Origin of the sequence: Streptomyces prunicolor NBRC 13075 (assembly GCF_000367365.1) — a bacterium.
Lineage (GTDB): Bacteria > Actinomycetota > Actinomycetes > Streptomycetales > Streptomycetaceae > Streptomyces > Streptomyces prunicolor.
Genome location: NZ_BARF01000095.1, coordinates 1 through 15,861 on the forward strand (window position 1 = coordinate 1; position 15,861 = coordinate 15,861).

At 69.7% G+C, this 15,861-nt stretch carries 13 protein-coding genes and 2 pseudogenes; 10 read left to right on the forward strand and 5 right to left on the reverse strand.

The window, feature by feature from the left end; all coding sequences use genetic code 11:
• Positions 1–146 precede the first annotated feature (146 nt).
• The 5 genes and pseudogenes from exaC to SPR02S_RS57395 all read left to right on the forward strand — a co-directional run bounded on the left by exaC (position 147) and on the right by SPR02S_RS57395 (position 6,837).
• Positions 147–1,670, forward strand: coding sequence for an acetaldehyde dehydrogenase ExaC (exaC, locus tag SPR02S_RS40280; protein ID WP_019062702.1), 1,524 nt, complete (start codon positions 147–149; stop codon positions 1,668–1,670).
• Between the two features lie 515 nt (positions 1,671–2,185).
• The gene (locus tag SPR02S_RS40285; protein ID WP_019062703.1) at positions 2,186–2,671 is read left to right on the forward strand and encodes a hypothetical protein; all 486 of its coding nucleotides are present in this window, start codon (positions 2,186–2,188) and stop codon (positions 2,669–2,671) included.
• A gap of 262 nt (positions 2,672–2,933) precedes the next feature.
• Positions 2,934–4,589, forward strand: a complete 1,656-nt coding sequence (locus SPR02S_RS57390) for an IS1182 family transposase (RefSeq protein WP_106437116.1) — start codon at positions 2,934–2,936, stop codon at positions 4,587–4,589.
• Between the two features lie 180 nt (positions 4,590–4,769).
• Positions 4,770–5,060: pseudogene (locus SPR02S_RS40295) on the forward strand (transposase); the annotation flags it as partial.
• An 82-nt stretch (positions 5,061–5,142) separates the two neighbouring features.
• On the forward strand, positions 5,143–6,837 hold the full coding sequence (locus SPR02S_RS57395) for an ISAzo13 family transposase (protein WP_019062706.1): 1,695 nt from the start codon (positions 5,143–5,145) through the stop codon (positions 6,835–6,837).
• A gap of 26 nt (positions 6,838–6,863) precedes the next feature.
• Here SPR02S_RS57395 and SPR02S_RS40305 read toward each other — a convergent pair.
• Together SPR02S_RS40305 and SPR02S_RS40310 are read right to left on the reverse strand one after the other, a co-directional pair.
• Positions 6,864–7,154: pseudogene (locus tag SPR02S_RS40305) on the reverse strand (transposase); the annotation flags it as partial.
• Between the two features lie 13 nt (positions 7,155–7,167).
• Positions 7,168–7,743: a glycosyltransferase family 39 protein gene (locus SPR02S_RS40310; RefSeq protein WP_019062707.1), complete on the reverse strand. Its 576-nt coding sequence runs from the start codon at positions 7,741–7,743 to the stop codon at positions 7,168–7,170.
• A gap of 933 nt (positions 7,744–8,676) precedes the next feature.
• On the opposite strand from SPR02S_RS40310, the gene SPR02S_RS40320 reads away from it, so the two are divergent.
• On the forward strand, positions 8,677–8,859 hold the full coding sequence (locus SPR02S_RS40320) for a hypothetical protein (RefSeq protein WP_019062708.1): 183 nt from the start codon (positions 8,677–8,679) through the stop codon (positions 8,857–8,859).
• 145 nt (positions 8,860–9,004) lie between these two features.
• Positions 9,005–10,003 carry an NAD-dependent epimerase/dehydratase family protein gene (locus SPR02S_RS40325; RefSeq protein ID WP_019062709.1) on the forward strand — a complete coding sequence of 333 codons (999 nt, stop codon included), beginning with the start codon at positions 9,005–9,007 and terminating at the stop codon, positions 10,001–10,003.
• 23 nt (positions 10,004–10,026) lie between these two features.
• Here the strand turns inward: SPR02S_RS40325 and SPR02S_RS40330 are convergent, their stop codons facing one another.
• The gene (locus SPR02S_RS40330; protein WP_019062710.1) at positions 10,027–11,139 is read right to left on the reverse strand and encodes a sensor histidine kinase; all 1,113 of its coding nucleotides are present in this window, start codon (positions 11,137–11,139) and stop codon (positions 10,027–10,029) included.
• A 2-nt stretch (positions 11,140–11,141) separates the two neighbouring features.
• Positions 11,142–11,897 (reverse strand): response regulator transcription factor, encoded by a 756-nt coding sequence (locus tag SPR02S_RS40335; protein ID WP_026151297.1) that lies wholly within the window; start codon positions 11,895–11,897, stop codon positions 11,142–11,144.
• Between the two features lie 104 nt (positions 11,898–12,001).
• Between SPR02S_RS40335 and SPR02S_RS40340 the strand changes: the two genes are divergently transcribed.
• The 3 genes from SPR02S_RS40340 (at position 12,002) to SPR02S_RS40350 (ending at position 14,255) form a co-directional block, all read left to right on the forward strand.
• A complete protein-coding gene (locus SPR02S_RS40340) occupies positions 12,002–12,760 on the forward strand; it encodes a glycosyltransferase family 2 protein (RefSeq protein ID WP_026151298.1) in 759 nt (252 codons plus the stop codon).
• Positions 12,757–13,374, forward strand: coding sequence for a TIGR04282 family arsenosugar biosynthesis glycosyltransferase (locus SPR02S_RS40345; protein ID WP_019062713.1), 618 nt, complete (start codon positions 12,757–12,759; stop codon positions 13,372–13,374). Before SPR02S_RS40340 ends, SPR02S_RS40345 begins: the two co-directional genes overlap by 4 nt.
• Positions 13,375–13,436: 62 nt before the next feature.
• Positions 13,437–14,255: a class I SAM-dependent methyltransferase gene (locus SPR02S_RS40350; protein ID WP_019062714.1), complete on the forward strand. Its 819-nt coding sequence runs from the start codon at positions 13,437–13,439 to the stop codon at positions 14,253–14,255.
• A 322-nt stretch (positions 14,256–14,577) separates the two neighbouring features.
• Here SPR02S_RS40350 and SPR02S_RS40355 read toward each other — a convergent pair whose 3' ends face one another.
• A complete protein-coding gene (locus SPR02S_RS40355; RefSeq protein ID WP_026151299.1) occupies positions 14,578–15,813 on the reverse strand; it encodes a molybdopterin-dependent oxidoreductase in 1,236 nt (411 codons plus the stop codon).
• Positions 15,814–15,861: the final 48 nt, after the last annotated feature.

Genomic DNA, 15,861 nt, shown 5'->3' on the forward strand with positions numbered 1-15,861 from the left:
CCCCGCACCCCGGCACCCCGGCACCCCGGCACCCCGGCACCCCGGCACCCCGGCACCCGCGCAACGTACATGCAACGTCCCGCTCCCTAGCCTCGTGCCGAGAGCTGCCCAACGGCGGGCAGCGCTGTTCCGGGAGGCAGACCAGGATGACCCGTTACGCGGCACCCGGCACCGAGGGCGCGATCGTCTCCTACCAGGCGCGCTACGACCACTTCATCGGCGGCGAGTACGTGCCGCCGGTTCGCGGACAGTACTTCGAGAACCCGTCCCCGGTGAACGGCCAGCCGTTCACGGAGATCGCGCGCGGCACCGCGGAGGACGTGGAGCGGGCGCTGGACGCGGCGCACGCGGCGGCGCCGGGCTGGGGACGGACGTCGGTGACCGAGCGTTCCGACATCCTGCTCAAGATCGCCGACCGGATGGAGGCGATGCTGGAGCCGCTCGCGGTCGCGGAGAGCTGGGAGAACGGCAAGCCGGTCCGCGAGACCCTCGCCGCCGACATCCCGCTCGCCATCGACCACTTCCGCTACTTCGCGGGGGCGATCCGGGCGCAGGAGGGTTCGCTGGGCGAGGTCGACGACGACACGGTGGCGTACCACTTCCATGAGCCGCTCGGGGTCGTGGCGCAGATCATCCCGTGGAACTTCCCGATCCTGATGGCGACTTGGAAGCTGGCGCCGGCGCTCGCGGCGGGCAACGCGGTCATCATCAAGCCGGCCGAGCAGACCCCGGCGTCCATCCACTACTGGATGAGCCTGATCGCGGACCTGTTGCCGCCGGGCGTGGTGAACATCGTCAACGGCTTCGGCGTCGAGGCGGGCAAGCCGCTCGCGTCCAGCCCGCGGGTGGCGAAGGTCGCCTTCACCGGCGAGACCACCACAGGGCGGCTGATCATGCAGTACGCCTCCGAGAACATCAAGCCGGTCACGCTGGAACTCGGCGGCAAGTCGCCGAACATCTTCTTCGACGACGTGTCGTCGGCGAACGACGACTTCCTCGACAAGGCGCTCGAAGGCTTCACGATGTTCGCGCTCAACCAGGGCGAGGTGTGCACCTGCCCGTCCCGGGCGCTCATCCAGCGCGGCCACTACGCCGACTTCCTCCAAGCGGCCGTCGCCCGCACCGAGTTGATCAAGCCCGGTCACCCGCTCGACACGGACACGATGATCGGCGCCCAGGCCTCCAACGACCAGTTGGAGAAGATCCTCTCCTACCTGGACATCGGCCGACAGGAGGGCGCGAAGATCCTCACGGGCGGCGAACGCCTCGACTACGACGGTGAGTTGAAGGGCGGCTACTACGTCCAGCCGACGATCTTCGAAGGCGACAACCGGATGCGGATCTTCCAGGAGGAGATCTTCGGACCCGTGGTCTCGGTGACGTCGTTCGACGACTTCGACGACGCGATCAAGGTCGCCAACGACACGCTGTACGGTCTCGGGGCCGGCGTGTGGACCCGGGACATCAACACGGCGTACCGCGCGGGCCGGGCGATCCAGGCGGGCCGGGTGTGGACGAACTGCTACCACGCGTACCCCGCGCACGCGGCGTTCGGCGGCTACAAGCAGTCCGGTATCGGTCGCGAGAACCACAAGATGATGCTGGACCACTACCAGCAGACCAAGAACCTGCTCGTGTCGTACTCGCCGAAGAAGCTGGGCTTCTTCTAAAGGCAAATGAAAGGGTGCCTGACCTGGGAAAACTCCCGTCAAGCACCCTTCCGAGCCATCATTCAGACAGCGAGGCGAAATGCTTCCTTACTCCCACTTTGCCCCACAGTCATCCCACCGCTGACCAGCTGGTCCGGGGTATTTCCGGGCCAACTCACGGATAACCCGGCCGGTCACAGCAGGGGTTCGCGCACAGGAGACCGCCAGACCAGTCCTCAAGAAGCACATAGAGTGACGACAATGACTAAACGTTGAACCGGAATGTCGGACACAGAACTGCCACCTGCGGAAACGCAGTTCTGACATAGGACATCCCAGCACGGGCCGGCGCCCGGAACCTGCAGGAGTGGCGCTGCGACGCGAACAGTCAGCGCCCCTGCCCCGGTTCCGGTGGGATGCGGGCCTGCGGAGGATTCCACGCCCACTGGGACCTGCCCGCCCTGTGTCTGCCGCCGAAGCCGACACCCCAACTGGACGAACTTGTCGTCACGAGTGCGACAGGGAGCTGGGTTCCGATGCGGATCCCCGACCCACGCGACACCCGGCTCACCGCCCGGATGTGGGTCCCAGAGCAGGACCGAGCCCGCTGGCGCGAGATCGTCGGCACGCCCGAACCTGCCGGCACGGACCAACCCGACGACGGAGAACTCACCTTCACCGGCGAAGAGCTCGACACCCGCTGCCGATACGGCGAGCGCACCCACACCTTCGACGACACCCGAAGACACCGCGCCACCGCCGCAGCAGCCGCACCGCACACCTGGACAGATGTCCCCGCACACCTGTACCGCATCCCCCGCCAGGAACAGCGCCTCGTCCTTGCACCCGGCGAACGGCAACGGGCCGCCCAACTCCTCAACTGCCTGCCCTGGCACATCGGCCCGTGTGCTGGCTGCGGCGCACCCATCAACCGCTACGGGCACCGCGGCCACCACGCCTGCCCGGCATGCCGGCGGAAAGTCCGTGAAGGGCCAACCACGCCCACCAGCCACGGCTCGTGAAAGCGAGCGTCGCCCAGATACCTCCCGTTCGGTCTGCACCTCCCGCCGAACAGTTTCGCCATGCGTCCAGATAAGCGCCGCTACATGGCCGGGCCACCAGGTGGATCCGCCGTTCCAAGGGTTGTCCCCGGGCACCGAAACGCTGTCGCCGCTTAGAGGCAATGCCGTGACTCTGTTGGCGATCTTGGCGGGGATGCTGACAGGTCGTCTGTTCGACGGTTTCCTGGAGTGAGGCGGGGTGGTTCCGGGGAGAGGGACGGAGATGTCCTTGCGGGCCAGGAGTTACCAACGGATCCCGACGCGAACGGTGTTGACGGCGTGGGCGGCGTGTCCGAGGGGCTCGCCGGCGATGCTGATGCGGGACCGGCTGGATGTGGTGTTCAAGGACGAGGAGTTCGCGGACCTGTTCCCCAAGGACGGGCGGCCGGGCTTGTCGCCGGGGCAGTTGGCGCTGGTGTCGGTGCTGCAGTTCTCGGAGAACCTGTCCGACCGTGCGGCCGCGAACGCGGTCCGCACCAGGATCGACTGGAAGTACGCGTTGGGCCTGGAGCTGGACGATCCCGGCTTCGACCATTCGGTGCTGTGCGAGTTCCGGGCCCGGCTGGCCGAGGCCGACGCCGGGGACCGGCTGCTGCAGGTGATGCTGCACCGGCTGACCGAGGCCGGACTCCTCACATCCCGCGGACGGCAGCGTACCGACGCGACCCACGTGCTCGCGGCGGTACGCACCCTCAGCCGGCTGGAGCTGGTCGGCGAGAGCCTGCGGGCCGCCTTGGAACAGCTCGCCCAGGCGGGCCCGGACTGGCTGCTGCCGCTGGTCGAGCTGGAGTGGGACAAGCGCTACGGGCGCAAGGTGGAGATCGGCAAAGTCCCCGGTGGGAAGGCCGGGGTCACCGCCCTGGCAGAGGCCTTCGGCCGGGACGGGCAGAAGATCCTGGCCGCCGCGTGGGCGGCCGACGCCCCGACCAGGCTCCGGATGCTGACGCAGGTGGAGATCCTGCGCCGGGTCTGGGTGCACCACTACTACTGGGACGCCCGCGGGCGTCTGCGCTGGCGCGACGGCCACGCGCTGCCACCCGCGTCGCTGCGGTTCGACTCCCCCTACGACACCGACGCGCACTACTGCGTCAAACGCGACACCGCCTGGTCCGGCTACCGCACCCATTTCACCGAAACGTGCACGTCAGAACTGCCGGAGGTGGTCGTTCACGTGGCCACCACGATCGCCCCGGTTCAGGACGGCGAGCTCACCGCCCAGATCCACGACGACCTCGTGGCGATCGAGCTGACCCCGGCCGAGCACGCGGTCGACGCCGCCTACGTCAGCCCCGCGCAGATCGAACGCGCCCGGCGGGTGCACGGCATCACCCTGCTCGGCCCGGTCGTGCCCGACCACAGTCACCAGGCCAAAAGCGGGGCCGGGTTCGACAAGGCCGCCTTCACGATCGACTGGGAGCACCGCCGGGCCACCTGCCCCCAGGGCAACCTCAGCCGCGAGTGGCGGCCCCTGCGCATCAGCGGACACGACTACATCCAGGTCAAATTCGACAAGGCCACCTGCCTGGCGTGCCCCGTGCGCACGCAGTGCACCGACGCGGTCAGTGGTCCGCGCTCACTCGCGCTGCTGCCCACCCGCGAACTGCACGAGATCCAGCAGCACAACCGTCTCGACCAGCGCACCGAGGACTGGCAGCGCCGGTACGCGATCCGCGCCGGCATCGAAGCCACCCTCTCCCAGAACGTCCGCGCCTTCGGCCTGCGGCGAACCCGCTACCGAGGCCTGCCGAAAACGCACATCGGGCACGTCCTGACCGCACTGGCCTGCAACGTCACCCGCATCGCCGACTGGATCGCCGAACCCACCCGCCCCCGGCGAGCACCCAGCCACTTCCACGTCCTCTGCACCACCCCCAGCTGACCCCGCCAAGATCGCCAACAGAGTCACGGCATTGCTTTACGTGGTTGTGGGTTCAGGCCGTTGGATGCGGACTGCCCGGGCGCCGGTGTGGGTGGGTTGGGGCCAGGTGTGGTGGGGCCTTGACCCTTGATCTTGGGCACACGAGACACTGGATCCTGAGGATCTGAGAACGGACATCTCGTGGTCATGAAGCACTACCCGCCGGAGTTCAAGGCGGACGCGGTCGCGCTGTACCAGTCCCGGCCCGGAGCGACGATCAGGTCGGTTGCCGCTGATCTGGGAGTCAACCCGGAGACGCTGCGCAACTGGGTTCGGGCGGCCGGGGCGAACCGGCCGAGGGGGCGCCGGGCGGAGACAGCCGCGGAGCCGCCCACGCCGTTGGAGGCGGAGAACGCGGCCTTGCGCAAAAAGGTCCGCGAGCTGGAGGAGGAACGCGAGATCCTGCGCAAGGCGGCGAAGTATTTCGCCGGGGAGACGCGCTGGTGAGGACCCGTAATTTAACTACTGCCGGATTCGGGCCGATACCTCGGTGCTGCCATGCAGTTGGGCTGTTGTGGCGATTCCGGATGAAGTCCTGGCGGTACTGGACGCGAAGTTCGCGGTGGTGCTCCCGCATCTGGACGAGCGGCAGCGCCGTCTGTATCTGGCTTCCGAGGCCGAGGCTCTGGGGCACGGCGGGATCACGGCCGTGGCCAGGCTGGCGGAGGTTTCGGAGTCGACTGTCGCACGAGGGCGCGAGGAACTCGCGGGCGGAGCAGAGGCGTTGGGGCGGGTGCGCAGACCAGGCGGCGGGCGCAAGTGCGCTGCCGAACGCGACCCTGGTCTGGTGGCGGCTCTCGAGTTGTTGATCGAGCCGCGTGCAGTGGGTGATCCGGTGTCTCCGCTGCGCTGGACCACTGCCTCACTGCGGGACTTGTGCCGGGAGCTGACCGATGCCGGGCATCCGGTCAGCGCCCCGGTGGTTGGCGGTCTGCTGCGTGCGATGGGCTTCAGTCTGCAGGGCATGGCCAAGACTCGGGCCGGCAGTCAGGTGCCCGACCGGGACGCTCAGTTCCGGCACATCAACACCGCCGCCGAACACTTCCTGGCGCGGGGCCTGCCCGTGGTGAGCGTGGACACGAAGGCGAAGGAGCCGATCGGTGACTTCGCCCGGCCCGGCCATGCCTACCGGCCCAAAGGCAAGCCGATCACTGCCCCGGACCACGACTTCATCGACCCGGATACCCCGTTCGCCATCCCATATGGCATCTACGATCTGGGACGCGACAGCGGCTGGGTCAACGTGGGAACCGACCGGAACACCGCCGCCTTCGCGGTGGAGTCCCTGCGCCGTTGGTGGAAGATCCAAGGGCACCTCGACTACCCCGGCGTGGACCGCTTGCTGGTCACCGCAGACTCCGGAGGAGCCAACTCGGCCGACTCCCGTCTGTTCAAGATGGGCCTGGCCGATTTCGCCGACGAGTGTGGGCTGAGCATCACCATCATGCATTTCCCGCCAGGTACTTCAAAATGGAACAAAGTGGAACACCGGCTGTTCTCCCGAATCACCCACAGCCTGCGTGGGCAGCCTCTGACCAGCTACGAAGTGCTGCTGGAGACCATCTCTGCCACCCGCACCAGCACCGGACTGACGGTCCATGCCGCACTGGACGAGAACGCGTACCCCACCGGCCACGTGCTCACCCGGGCCGAGCGCAGGAACGTCGACCGGCGGGTCAAACGCGACGAGTTCCACGGCGAGTGGAACTACACCATCGCCCCGCAGGACCCCGACCAGCAGGTTCCGGAAGACCCACTCGACGAGTCGGGACCTCCGGTCCCGGCCAAGGCCACCTTCCTCTTCACCCACCCCGCGCTCACCGGCATGCCCCGTGAACAGTTCGAACAACTCGTGCTCCAGCTCGAACCCTGCCAACAGATTCTCACCGAAGCCGAACGACAGCGTGAAGGCAGGGACGGTCGTGGTCGCAACCCCGGCTTCGGCACCCTCGACCACCGCCACCGCGTCCTGGCCGCCGTGCTCCGCAGCCGCAACACCGTCACCTTGACCCTCGCGGCCGAGCTGATGGGACGCACGCGCAACGTGCTGAGCTACCACGCCGGGAAGTCCAAGCCAATGCTGGCCTTCGCCGGGCCCGAACTCGCCAGAGTCCTCGTCTTCCGCCGGACTCACCCTCCCCGCACATTCGAAGCCCTGAAGCGCCTAACCGAGCACCACGACAGCGAGATCAACTCCGGCAGTAGTTAAATTACGGGTCCTCACCAGCGCGTCTCCCCGGCGAAATACTTCGCCGCCTTGCGCAGGATCTCGCGTTCCTCCTCCAGCTCGCGGACCTTTTTGCGCAAGGCCGCGTTCTCCGCCTCCAACGGCGTGGGCGGCTCCGCGGCTGTCTCCGCCCGGCGCCCCCTCGGCCGGTTCGCCCCGGCCGCCCGAACCCAGTTGCGCAGCGTCTCCGGGTTGACTCCCAGATCAGCGGCAACCGACCTGATCGTCGCTCCGGGCCGGGACTGGTACAGCGCGACCGCGTCCGCCTTGAACTCCGGCGGGTAGTGCTTCATGACCACGAGATGTCCGTTCTCAGATCCTCAGGATCCAGTGTCTCGTGTGCCCAAGATCAAGGGTCAAGGCCCACTTGTTCAGCACCCCGACACCGACCACGGCCCCGACCGCGAGCCACCAGCGACCGTCGCAGGTGCGCAACAACCGCAGCATCAGCCAGCAGATCACCAGCCACGCAAGCAGATCGAAGGTCGTGGTGGACACCATGTGCCCGACCGCCGACAACTGCGCGCCAACGCCGGCGAGGCCCACAGCGAGCACCTGGGTCCACCTGTCACCGCCCAACTCCCGTGCCACGAGGGCGGCCACGAAGACGGCGGCGACGAAGGCGAGGGTCGCCAGAACCCGCAGCCCGGCCGGCGTGTCCCCGAAGAGCGCCGTGGCCACCCGCGCCACGAGCGGAGTGAGCGGCGGCTGGTCCACGTATCCCCACGCCGGGTGGTCGCCCGCCGCCAGGAAGTACAACTCGTCGCGGTGATAGCCGTACCGGCCGGACAGCGCGGTCAGCACGGCGGCGAAGGCGGCGGCCAGGCAGGCGACGGGAGCCGCGACGAAACGGGGCAACCCCCGTGACGCGTCCCGCTGTGGATCCATCACGCCCCCGTGGCCACGGTCGAACCACCGTACTGAGCGGCGAGTAGCCCGACCACCCCGCCGACGAAGGCGACCTCGCGCACCGGCACCTTCCGTTCTGGCATCGCTTACGAAGCGTGACCGGCACACCCATCCGGCGAGCGCTCAGGATCACCCTCGACTGCTGTCATCCGACATCCGTCCTGGGGAGAATCTGGGGAGTATGAGCCGCGCCGGGGAGCGCGTGGGGAGAATCGACTGCGCAACGCGGCACGAGCGTGAAAGATCCAGAAAGACGGATCAGCCCAGACCAGAGGCGGTAGTTACCTCATCACCGCAGGTCAGCGCCCCTAGGTAGACAACTTCAAGAGGATCTCTTCGCCCCTCCGGCTTCGCGGATGCCGACACGCTTCGTAGGCACTCCGCCCCACGTGCGCCCCTATGGATCCACGACCAAGATCCGGACCATACGCGGGCCACAGTCCGCCAACTCCCCCGCGAGCCAGGCATTCACACTGGTCAGGGGCGCGCAAGGGCTGTACCACCAGAGACCAAGAACATTCTGTGTTCTTACAGCGCTCAGAAGCTCGGTTTCTTCTGGCGCCTCAAGTCGATTGTCTGGAGGCACTCTTGCGCTCCAGGCGACTCGACAGGCTGGCTACGCTCTGCAGCAGAATCGGACTTTTGTGTTACCGCATGAGCTTCGTATGAGTCCGTTCCGGGCCAACCACGGACCAAGGGACGGCTCCAGGAAATGGAGACTCCGTATCGAGATCGGGCAGGCGTCCCGTACTCAGCGTCTCTGCACCCCCTGATCGACCCCTCCGCCCACTGGTCGCGGAGGGGTCGATCAGAAGGCGTCCAGACCCAGCTCCGGCCTGACGAGCTTAAAGGGCATCGGGATGGTGCTGAACAAGCCCGGTGAGGATGCTGTCGTCGCCGGAGGTGTCTGTTGTGGCGGCCCGAGCACACACCGACACCGCCTTGGTCCGGCCCGCTACCCGCGTCTTCGACATGACCGGCCGCCCGATACGCGGCTGGATCCTGGTCGACTCCTCCGTCCTGGCCGAGGACGACGCTCTCGGCCGATGGGTCGACGAGGGACACGGCTTCGCCGCGAGCCTGGTGCCCCAGTGAGCAGAACCTGACCGCACCGGTGCCCGACGGACGGACCGAAGCGTCTCGGTCTGCACTGCCGAGGTTCTGAGCAGGTCTTACAGACCGGTGACATGACCGGCGTGGTACTGCCGAGCGGCGGGGTCGCGGTCCTACCGTCGGGCGTATGCGAGTACTGGTCACCGGCGGTGCCGGGTTCATCGGGTCCCATGTCGTCGAGGCGTTGACCGCGCGCGGACACGAGGCGGTCGTGTTCGACCTGTGCGACGGCCACGACGTGCGCAGTCCCCAGGCGGTCGCGTCCATGCTGCCGGGCGTGGACGCCGTGTGTCATCAGGCGGCGATGGTGGGACTGGGGACGAGGTTCAGCGACGCGGCCGACTACGTCTCGCACAACGACCTAGGTACGGCGGTGCTGCTCACCGCCATGGCCGACGCGGGCCTGCGCCGGCTGGTGCTCGCCGGGTCGATGGTCGTCTACGGCGAGGGCTCCTACGCCTGCGAGCGGCACGGACCGGTGCGGCCGGGCCCCCGGGCCGTGGCCGATCTGGACGCGGGACGTTTCGAGCCCCGGTGTCCGGACTGCGGTGAGAAGTTGATGCCGGGGCTGGTGGGCGAGGACGCTCCGGTCGACCCCCGGAACGTGTACGCGACGACCAAGCTGACCCAGGAACATCTGGCGGCGGCGTGGGCGCGGTCGACGGGCGGTTCGGCCGTGTCGCTGCGCTACCACAACGTGTACGGCCCGAGGATGCCGCGCGACACCCCGTACGCGGGAGTCGCCTCCTTCTTCCGCTCCGCGCTCGCCCGTGGTGAAGCGCCTCGCGTCTTCGAGGACGGCGGCCAGCGGCGGGACTTCGTCCACGTCCGGGATGTGTCGGCGGCCAACGTGGCGGCGCTGGAGTCCGAGCCCCCGGAGGGATCGCTGACCGCGTACAACACCGGCAGCGGGGACCCACACACGGTCGGCGAGATGGCGCGGGCGCTGGCCGCCGCGTACGGCGGACCCGAGCCCGTGGTGACCGGGGAGTACCGGCTCGGCGACGTCCGCCACATCACGGCGGACTCGTCCCGGCTGCGGGCCGGGCTGGGCTGGAAGGCCGACGTCGAATTCACGGAAGGAATGCGCGAGTTCGCGACGTCGAAGCTGCGCGGGGAGCAGTAGCCGGTCGAGGACGCCTCCGGCGTTCACGCCTCGGCCATGGGCAGGGTCACCTCGAAGCGGCAGCCGCCGGACACGTTCCGTACGGCGGCCCGCCCCTGGTGCGCCTCGACGATGCCGCGCACGATCGCGAGCCCCAGCCCGGCCCCGGCCGGCGGGGTCCGCGCGTGCGTGCCGCGCCACCCGGTGTCGAAGACCCGCGGCAGATCCTCCTCCGGGATACCGCCGCAGCCGTCGGTCACGGACAGGACGACACCCTCGGCGGACCGCTCGGCGGCGACGGCGACCGTGCCGTCGGCCGGTGTCCGCCGGATCGCGTTGACCAGCAGGTTCCCCAGTACCCGGCTCATCTCCTTGCCGTCCACCTCGACCGGCACCGGCTCGATCCAGTCGCCGACCAGCCGTACACCGTGCTCCCGTGCGAGCGGATCGGCTCCCGCGAGGGCGTCGCCGATCAGGTCGTACAGGGACATCCGCGAAGGGGAGAGAGTGAGCGTCCCGGCGTGTATGCGGGAGAGTTCGAACAGGTCGCCGACCATGCCGTTGAGGCGCTCGACCTCGGTGCGGATCTGGCGGAGGTAGCGGCCGGGATCGGCGGCGACCCCGTCCTCCAGTGCTTCGGACATCGCACGCAGACCGGCCAATGGGGTGCGCAGATCATGGGAGATCCAGGCGACGAGTTCACGCCGGGACGACTCCAACGCGCGTTCACGGTTGCGGGAATCGGCGAGCTTGGCGCTGGTCGCGGCCAACTCCCGACTCAGGTCGGCCAGTTCGGCGGTAGCCGGACGGTCCGGGGCGAAGAAGTCGCCGCCGTCGCCGAAGTCACGTGCGGCAAGGGCGAGTTCACGGCTTCGGGCGACGACCCAGCGGCCGAGCAGCAGGGCCGTGGCCAGGGAGACCACGGCCGCCATGGCGACGACGGTGGTGACCACGGTCAGGTCATGCGAGGAGAGGAACATCGCCTGGGCCACGGCCAACGTGCCTGCGAGCATGGCTGTCACGGCTACGGCCGCGACCACGGCGACGGAGGTGGTGAGCGAACGCCGGCGCAGCAACCACAGCGCGCCCACACCCAGCACCCCGGCCGCGGCGGCCCCGAGGAGGGCGAACAGGGCGATGAGCAGCATGTCTCGCATGATCAGCCCTCCCCGGTGCCGACTGTGCCGGTGGACTCGAAGCGGTATCCGACGCCCCACACCGTCTGGATGAGCCGTGGCCGCCCCGGATCGTCCTCGACCTTGGCGCGCAGCCGCCGCACATGCACGGTGACGGTCGACAGATCACCGAAGTCCCACCCCCACACCTCCCGCATCAAGTCCTCCCGGCTGAACACCCGCCCAGGGTGCCGCAGGAAGAAGGCGAGGAGGTCGAACTCCCTTACGGTAAGGGCGAGTTCGGCGCCGTTCTTGGTGGCGCGCCGGCCTGCGGAGTCGGCGGTGAGTCCGGCCGACCGCAGGGTACGCGCGGCGGTCGCGGGCCGGGTGCGCCGTAGCACCGACTCGACGCGCAGGACCAGTTCGCGGGGGCTGAAGGGCTTGGTGACGTAGTCGTCGGCGCCGACCTCCAGGCCAAGGATCCGGTCGTCCTCGTCGCCGCGCGCGGTGAGCATGATGACCGGCACGGGCCCGTGCTCGCGCATCCGGCGGCATACTTCAAGGCCGTCGATACCCGGCAGCATCAGGTCGAGCACCACCAGGTCGGGCCAGTGGGCGGCGGCCCGGGCGAGAGCCTCCGGCCCGTCCTCGGCGCGGTCCACGACGTATCCGGCGCGGTCGAGATACCCGGAGACGACCTCGGCGACGGTCGGATCGTCGTCCACGACGAGGACGCGCATCATTTCCCGGGGCCTGCTCAGGACGGGTACGGCGCCTGGGGATTCGTTCGGCTGCTGCATGTCGTCCAGCGTCCCACCGGCCGTGCTCGCGATCCGTTTTAGCGCTTCGACGTCCGCGTTTCGTAAGGACCGGAAGCCCGATATGCCCGATTCTCGCCCGTAGGGTGAAAGCCGTGACGACCTCCCCCGCAACGGACCCGGACCCGGCACCTGTCGACGTGGTCCTCCCCTGTCTGAACGAGGCCGAGGCCCTGCCCTGGGTCCTCGCCCGCATCCCGCGAGGCTGGCGCGCGGTCGTCGTGGACAACGGATCCACGGACGGTTCGGCGGAACTGGCCCATAGCCTCGGTGCCACCGTCGTGCGCGAGGAGCGGCGCGGCTTCGGTGCCGCCTGCCACGCCGGGCTGCTGGCCGCCACCGCGGACATCGTGTGCTTCTGCGACTGCGACGCCTCGCTCGACCCGTCCCTGCTGGTGTCCTTCGTACGCGAGGTACGGGACGGCGAGGCCGACTTGGTACTCGGGCGGCGCCGTCCGCAGGGACGAGGCGCCTGGCCCGCGCACGCCCGGGCCGGCAATCTCGCGCTGGCCCGGATGTTGCGCCGCCGCACCGGACTGCGCCTGCACGACCTCGGCCCGCTCCGTGCCGCCCGCCGCGCAGATCTGCTCGCCCTGGACCTGACGGACCGTCGCAGCGGCTACCCGCTCCAGATGGTCGTCCGCGCCGCGGACGCCGGTCTGCGCGTCGCCGAGCACGACGTGCCGTATCTGCCGCGCACCGGCGCCTCCAAGGTCACCGGGACCTGGCGCGGAACCTGGCAGGCGGTGCGGGACATGCGCCGCGTCCTGGCCGAACCCCCGGCGCCCACGGGCGTGCCGGCCACCGGCTCCTTCTCCGCACCGCAAGGAGCGAACTCCCTGTGACCACGCTTCTCGTCATCGCCAAGGAACCGCTGCCGGGACGGGTGAAGACCCGGCTGACTCCGCCGTTCACTCCCGAGGAAGCCGCCGCGCTCGCCGAGGCGTCGCTCGTCGACACCCTGCACGTGGTGCTGGCGACGCCCGCACGGCGACGGGTGCTGGTGCTCGCCGGAACGCCGGGCCCCTGGCTGCCGCCGGGCTTCGACGTCGTACCGCAGTGCGGCGGCGGACTCGACGAGCGGCTGGCCGCCGCCTTCGCCGGCTGCGACGGGCCCACGCTGCTCATCGGCATGGACACCCCACAGGTGACGCCCGAACTCCTCACCGTCGACTTCGCCGACTGCGACGCGTACTTCGGCCCGGCCGAGGACGGCGGCTTCTGGGCCCTGGGCCTCGCCGACCCCGACCCCGAACTCCTGCGCGGCGTACCGATGTCGACACCCACCACCGGCGCCGTACAGCGCGGCCGGCTGACCGCCGCGGGACTGCGCGTCCGCGACCTCCCGAGCCTGCGCGACGTCGACACGGCCTACGACGCCGAACTCGTCGCCACCGAGGCACCGGAGGGGCGATTCGCCAGGGAACTGGCGCGGCTGAAAACGGCAGTCGCCCAGTGAGCGCGGCACACGAGCAGGGGCATCAGACGCCGACGGCCAAGGGAAGCCCGGCAACCGCCCTCATGACCCCTCCCCCGCCGAGCCTCCCGAGCCTCCCGGGTCACCCGAAGGTCGACCTCGGCGAGCGGTCCGCGCCGCCCAATGCCACGGCACGCCCCTGGTCCGCCGATCCGTACACGGACGCCCTGCGCACCGGCCGCGGCCCCCTCTACCTCCGCCGTAGCGACGGCTGGCTGCTGCCCCTGGAGGTCGAGCGCTGGTGCGCCGAGGCCGACGCGGCGGACCGGGAGGTGCTGCGGCGGTGCGAGGGGGCCGTGCTCGACGTGGGATGCGGGCCCGGGCGGCTCGTGACGGCGCTCGCCGCACAGGGGCGGCGGGCGCTGGGTATCGACATCAGCGAGGCCGCCGTCGCGCACACCGTCCGCCTCGGCGGGCAGGCACTGTTCCGGTCCGTCTTCGAACCCCTCCCCGGCGAGGGCCGCTGGGACACCGCCCTCCTCATCGACGGCAACGTCGGCATCGGCGGCAACCCCCACGCTCTGCTGCGACGGATGTCCCAACTCCTCGCCCCCGACGGGCTGTTGATCGCCGAGACCGTCCCGGTCGACGTCGACGAACGCGTGCAGGTGCACGTCGCCGACGGCCGCGGCGCCTCCGGTACGGACTTCCCGTGGGCCCGTCTGGGCACCCCGGCCCTGCTGCGCCACGCCCGCCGGGCGGGGTGGCGCCCGAACGGTCAGTGGGCGGCCGGCGGTCGCTCCTTCCTCGCCCTGCGCAACCGCAGGACGAGCAGCGCGGCCGAACCCCCGAACAGCACCGCCGTGACCAGCAGCCAGCGGGACAGGAACCCGTCGCCGGACAGGCCGGTGGCGGACCTGTAGTGGTCCGCGACCTGCCCGCTGATCATCGGAAACCACACCAGCAGCAGGAGGCCGGAGAGCATCGCCGGGACCCGGACATAGAGCGTCCACCTCCGGCGGCCGACCGCGCCCAGCGCTCCTGCCAGCGCCCGATCCGCCCCCGCGTACAACGGCACCAGCACCAGGTCGTGCACCAGCGCCGCGCCCACGAACCACAGCGCCACCCCGAACCAGTCGCCCGCGAACAGCCGCACCCCCGCGTACCCAGCGAGCGCGAACGAGCAGGCGAGCAGAAGGATCTGCAGCGGGCTGCCGAGGGCCGGCCGCCCGAACGGAACGCGCATCACAGGTCTCCGAACGTCATCCGGGCCACCCATTTGGTGTTGAGCACGCCGGGCGCCGCAGGGACGATCACGCGTGCCGGGTAGCCGTGGTCGGGGGTGAGGTCCTCGCCGTTGACGAACAGGGCGAGCAGGGAACGCGGGTCGGCGACCTGGTTGGCGCGCAGGGCCGCACGCCGGAACGCCCCGTGGCGTTGCAGCGACTCCACGAGCACGTCGACGGGATCGTCGTCTCCGACCAGAGCGGCCAGATCCCGCAGCCGTACACCCCTCCACCACTGGTCGGAGGTCGACCAGCCCTCCACGCACGCGATGGGCAACGCCGAGCTGTGGAGGGCGAGTTGGAGGAGCTGGGGGCGGGCGAGCCGTATGCTGCGGCCGGCGCGCCCGGTCACGACCAGCCGCCACGCTTCTTCTCCGGTCTCCGTCGGGCTGATGCCCGCGTAGGCGGCCGTCTTGTTGATCTGGAACCCACCTGGACCGCCGCCCGGTTCGGGCCCGCCGTGCGGTGCGAGGACCGCCGTCTCCCGCAGCGGTCCGTCGAAGCTGCGGCCCGCCGTCGTGCCGAGCAGGAGCAGCGATCCGCCGCCCACCACACCGAGGGCGCCCCGGCGCGAGACGGTGGGTTCGGCGGGGTTCGGGGACACCAACTCCCCTTTCTCGCGCGGGTGTTCGTCCCGTAGATGACGCAGGTTGCGCAGGGCCAGGGGTGTCTTCAGCACGGCGTGCGCGAGGAAGGCGGCGAAGAAGACCCAGGCGCCGTAGAAGTGCAGGGGGTAGAAGGAGCCGGGGAAGATGTAGTCGAGCTGGACGTTGAGCACGCCGGTGGTGAACTCGAACAGGCCGCCGCCCACGAGGAGAAGCAGCGAGAGCCGCTCCAGCGCGTGGGCGAGGGAGCGGGCCGGCGGCAGGGCGAACAGCTTCGGCACGACCGACCACAGCTTCGCCAGCAGCACCGGGATCAGCACGATGCCGAGGGTGACGTGCACGCCCTGCGTGAGGCGGTACAGCCAGGACGGATCGGTCGGCCAGGAAAAGAGATAGAAGCCGAGCAGGCCCTTGTCCGGGGTCTGGTCGTTCACCGGCGACAGGTCCGGGTTGTAGGCGGCATACGACACCAGACCCGTCACGAACAGCACGGTGATCCCGACGAGCAGCACGACGCCCAGCACGGAGGTGAACCAGGGACCGCGCAGCGGGCTGCGCCAGAACGCAGGTGAGGAGGGGGAACATGGCATGCCCCGACCGTAGGCCGCGGACACCCCCCGAACGGGGTCACGAACCAT